Annotated in this window: 3 protein-coding genes; all 3 read right to left on the reverse strand. The window is 66.8% G+C overall.

Annotated features, from left to right (window positions below):
• Window positions 1–35: 35 nt before the first annotated feature.
• Window positions 36–1,187, reverse strand: coding sequence for a glycerate kinase (locus tag ACLFRM_RS09020; RefSeq protein ID WP_410755407.1), 1,152 nt, complete (start codon window positions 1,185–1,187; stop codon window positions 36–38).
• On the reverse strand, window positions 1,180–2,544 hold the full coding sequence (locus ACLFRM_RS09025; RefSeq protein WP_410755408.1) for a GntP family permease: 1,365 nt from the start codon (window positions 2,542–2,544) through the stop codon (window positions 1,180–1,182). The genes ACLFRM_RS09020 and ACLFRM_RS09025 overlap by 8 nt, the downstream gene beginning before the upstream one ends.
• 214 nt (window positions 2,545–2,758) lie before the next feature.
• Window positions 2,759–4,222, reverse strand: a complete 1,464-nt coding sequence (locus ACLFRM_RS09030) for a GGDEF domain-containing protein (protein WP_410755409.1) — start codon at window positions 4,220–4,222, stop codon at window positions 2,759–2,761.
• Window positions 4,223–4,513: the final 291 nt, after the last annotated feature.

Raw genomic sequence — 4,513 nt, forward strand, 5'->3', positions numbered from 1 at the left:
TTCTGGCTGTCCTCTGCCCGATGGGCATGCCGTGGTTATCCGGTCCGAGCGAGGTAGTCCTGCATCAGGGCCCGCGTGCGGGCGGTGATCAGGCCCGCCGGTTCGGCCATGGCCTGCTCGACGGTGACCGAGCCGTCGCACAGGGCGCGGGCATCGGCCAGGCCAAACGCGGTCAGCTCGGCCTCGCTGCAGGCAATGCGGCCGGCGATCGCCATGACGGGCACGTCCAGCCGTCCGGCCCGGGCCACCACCTCGGCGACCACCTTGCCGCGCGAGGTCTGGCCGTCGATCTGGCCTTCGCCGGTGATCACGAGTCGGGATTCGCCGATCGCCGCGTCCAGACCGATCAGCTCGGCAATGTAGGCCGCGCCCATGCGGGCGGCGCCTCCCAGGACGCAATCGAGGGCGAACCCCAGCCCGCCGGCGGCGCCGGCACCCGGGGTGTCCACCGGGCGCTCGAGATGCCCGGCGGCCTCGATGCACCCGGCCAGCCGGTCGAGGTGGCGGTCCATCGCCTCGATGTCCGACTCGGGCAGGCCCTTCTGCGGACCGAAGACCGGGCTTGCGCCGTGCGGACCGGTCAGCGGGTTGTCGACGTCGTTGAGCACGGTGATTTCGACGTCTGCCAGGCGCGCATCCAGCGCGGAGAAATCGACCCGTGCCAGAGAGCGCAGTGCCGCTGGATTGGCGTCCAATGCCCGTCCGTCGGCATCGAGGAAACGCACGCCCAGGGCGGTGAGCATGCCCGCCCCGCCGTCGACCGTGCCGCTGCCGCCCAAGCCGATCAGCAGGTGACGCGCGCCGGCATCCATCGCCGAGCGCATCAGTTCACCCACACCGCGGCTGTCGAGCTGCCACGGGTCGCGACGATCGGCCGGGACCTGGTCCAGCCCGCAGGCCGAGGCCACGTCGATCACCGCCCGCCGGTTGGCGGCATCGAAGCCCCAGCCGGCGGTCAGGTGCGTGCCGGTCGGCCCATGGACATCGGTCAGATGCCACTCCCAGCCCAGCGTGTGGGTGATCAGTTCCGCGGTGCCCTCGCCGCCATCGGCCATGGGCAGGGCGCGGATCTGGGCCGTCGGGCGAGCCGCGTGAACGCCGCGCGCCATCGCCGCGGCCACGGCATCGGCTTCCAGGCTGCCCTTGAAGCTGTCCGGGCAGAGGACGACGTGCAGGCCGTCAGACAAGGATCAGCCCCAGGATGTAGATCGTGATCATGGCGCTGATGCCCTGGAGCAGCGTGGCCGTGGTGAAGGTCTTGTAGGCCGTGGCCACCTTCATGCGGCTGAACTGCGAGACCACCCAGAAGAAGCTGTCGTTGGCGTGCGAGACGGTCATCGCGCCGGCACCGACGGCCATCACGGCCAGGACCTTGCCCATGTCCGAATCGAGCCCCAGGTCCGGAAGCAGCGGGGCGACCAGCGTCGAGGCGGTCACCAGCGCCACGGTCGAGGAACCCTGGGCGGACTTGAGCGCGGCGGCGATGAGGAACGGCACGAACAGCCCCAGGCCCAGCCCGGTCAGCATCGCGCCGAGCTGGTCGCCCAGCGGGGTGGAGCGCAGCACGTTGCCGAAGGCGCCGCCGGCACCGGTGATCAGGATGATCGGTGCGGCCAGCAGGATGCCGTCGACGGTGACCTGGTGAAAGCGATCCTTCTTGTCCTCGCCCTTGATCAGGGTGACGGCGAAGACCACGCCGATGGCCAGTGCCACGACCGGCTGGCCGAAAAAGATGAAGAAGTTCGCGATGAAGCCCGGCTCGGCGTCACGCGTGGCGAGACTGGCGATCGAGCCCAGGCAGATCAGCGCGATCGGGGCGATGATCGGCATGAACGAGGCCAGCGTAGACGGCCGGTGCGTCATGTCCGGCTCGGGCTCCTCGATCTCCTCGCCGACCGCCTCGCTGATGGGATCGGGCTCGAGCATCTCGGCCTCGTTGGCCGGGTCCGAGTAGCGGCTGGCCCACAGCGCGCCGACGATCGCGGTGACCGCGGCGACGAACAGGCCGACGAGAATGACCAGGCCGAGGGAATCGGCGATGTCGAGGTTGGCCGCAGCGGCGATCGGCCCCGGGGTCGGCGGCACGAAGTTATGGGTGGCGAAAAGGCCGGTCGCCAGCGCCACGCTCATCGCGACCACCGAGATGCCGGTCTTCTTCGCCATGGCGTTCTTCAGCGAGTTGAGGATCACGTAACCCGAATCGCAGAACACCGGAATCGAGACGATGTAGCCGATCAGCGAGACGGTGAAGTTGGGGAAGCGGTCGGACAGCAGGCGGATGATCGCCTCGGCCATCACGATCGCCGCGCCCGTGCGCTCGAGGATCACCCCGATGATCGTGCCCAGCGCGATGACGATACCGATGTAGCCCAGCGTGCTGCCGAAGCCGTCGTTGATGACGCTGACGGCTTCGGTCGGCGCGATTCCGCCGGCAAGGGCCATGGCGAAGGCGGCCAGCAACAGCGCCAGGAACGGGTGCATGCGCAGTTTCGCCGTGGCGAACACCAGCGCGATCACCACGATGATCAGGCTTGCGATAAGCATGGCTCTTTCTCCCCCTCTTGTTGGTATTCGGGGGAGCATAGACCCCGAATGATGCGCAACCCCATGAAAGTTATGAGGGGGCGATCAACTCGGTTTGGGTCGGGAGCCGTGCTGGCTGGGGGCGTGGGGAGCGGTCTTGCCGTCCGATCCTGCCTTCCTGATGGTCGCGGTGCGGCCACTGGTCGGCGGTGGCCGGGTTTTCCGTCCCGGCGGTTCAGGCACAGACGATCCGGTCGCGTCCCCGATCCTTGGCCAGGTAAAGCGCCTGGTCCGCGCGGCCCATCAGGGTTTCCTCGGTATCGCCCGGTTGGCGTTGCGTCAACCCCGCAGAACAGGTCTGCCCGTAGGGCACGAGCTCGAGCAGGCGCTCCAGCACGCGTTGGCTTCGGTCGATATCCGTGTCCGGGAAGACGACGACAAATTCCTCGCCACCGACTCGAGCCAGAACATCGGATGGACGCATCTCCGCATTCCAGACCTGGGCGAGTTCCCGCAAAAGCGTGTCTCCGGCCGAGTGTCCACGCGTGTCGTTGAAGTCCTTGAAATGGTCGAGATCCAGAAAGGCCAGGCTCAGCGGCGCATCGAGTCGTTCGGAGCGGGCCATTTCGCGCTCGAGCAGGTTGCTCAGTTCCCGGCGGTTGGCCGCACCGGTCAGGGGGTCGGTCTTGGCAAGCCGCTCGAGCGCGTCGGCCTGCCGTTGGGTTTCCGCCAGCAGGCCGCGCATGCGGTGCAGGACCAGGAGGAACAGCACGATCGAGGCGAAGGCGGCCACTTTGACGATCTGCATTTTCGTCCCCGTCTGGAACAGGATCAGCATGGGAACGAGGATGGCGGCTATCCCGAGGATCACTATGCGCCTTTGCGAGAGTTGCGCGTTCGAGGTTTCGGCCTGAGTCTCGACGGAGGCAGAAGGGTGGTGGACTGCCGCGACGAAGAAGGCGTACGACAGCAACCAGAGGCTGTCCGTGAATCCGCCGGGCGTGTACCAGCCGACCAGGTTGCCGTGGGCGTAGAGGAGGTCGGCTGCCAGGTAGGACAACATGCCCGAGAAAAGAAACAGGTTGGCCAGTACCCGGGCCCGCTGCAGGAACACCAGGTACAGGATCATGGGTAGCAGGAGCAGGTCGGCGATCGGATAGGCCGCCGAGATGAGGAACTGACCCAGGGTGAGGCTCGGATCGTCCGAGTAGGGGACAATCAACAGCACCCAACCCAGTACGGCCGCGGAGATGCCCACGAGCAGGGCGTCGCTCATGGCGCCCTCGCTTCGCCCTTTCCGGCGCCCGAGCTTGTAGAGGGCGGCGACGAGGAGTGGGTAGACCGCCAGGTAGAAGACATCGGCGACCGAGGGAAAGGGTGTCAAGCCGTGCAGGTCGAGCCAGTACCAGGTGCCGTGGCCGAGCGTCGCGAGGAACAGCGCGATGGCGATCAGCTTCCAGGCGGCCGGCTGGATCAGCCGTCGTCGCCGGTAGGCGGCAAGCCCGACCCCGAGTGTGGCCATGAGGCTGGTGAGGACGTACACACCACTGGCCAGGCGCCCGTAGGGAAGCACGATGTATAACCCGGCCAGTATCACGCAGATGCCCGGCCACCACAGCCAGGCAAGCCTGCGCTCGTGCCCGGGAGGGCTGGAATCAGGTTCCGGTTGCCTTGAGGGCGTTGCCTTGTCGGTATTCAAATAACGGACCGTCCCGCGTGGCTGACTTCCTGTGCCGCCCATGGTGCATCGTCATCGTGAAGAGGGGAAATCACGACAGTTGCAGTGCGTCCGAAAGAGAACGCCCCCGAGGCGACGAAGCTCTACCGGGGGCGTGCAGAGGTCAGGGAATAAACGAAACGGGAGCCTGCGGGAAAGTCCGGCTCGTCTCCGTCAGCCGATCCGTACTAAGGGACGTGACAGGCTGTCGTTTTGTATTTGGTGGGCCCAGCAGGGCTCGAACCTGCGACCAATCGATTATGAGTCGACTGC

This window comes from Guyparkeria sp., from assembly GCF_046540515.1.
Classification (GTDB): domain Bacteria; phylum Pseudomonadota; class Gammaproteobacteria; order Halothiobacillales; family Halothiobacillaceae; genus Guyparkeria.

Bases quoted from the DNA above. Each gene is read 5' to 3' on its own strand.
- ACLFRM_RS09025 (WP_410755408.1), bottom strand. From the start codon at position 2,544: ATGCTTATCGCAAGCCTGATCATCGTGGTGATCGCGCTGGTGTTCGCC.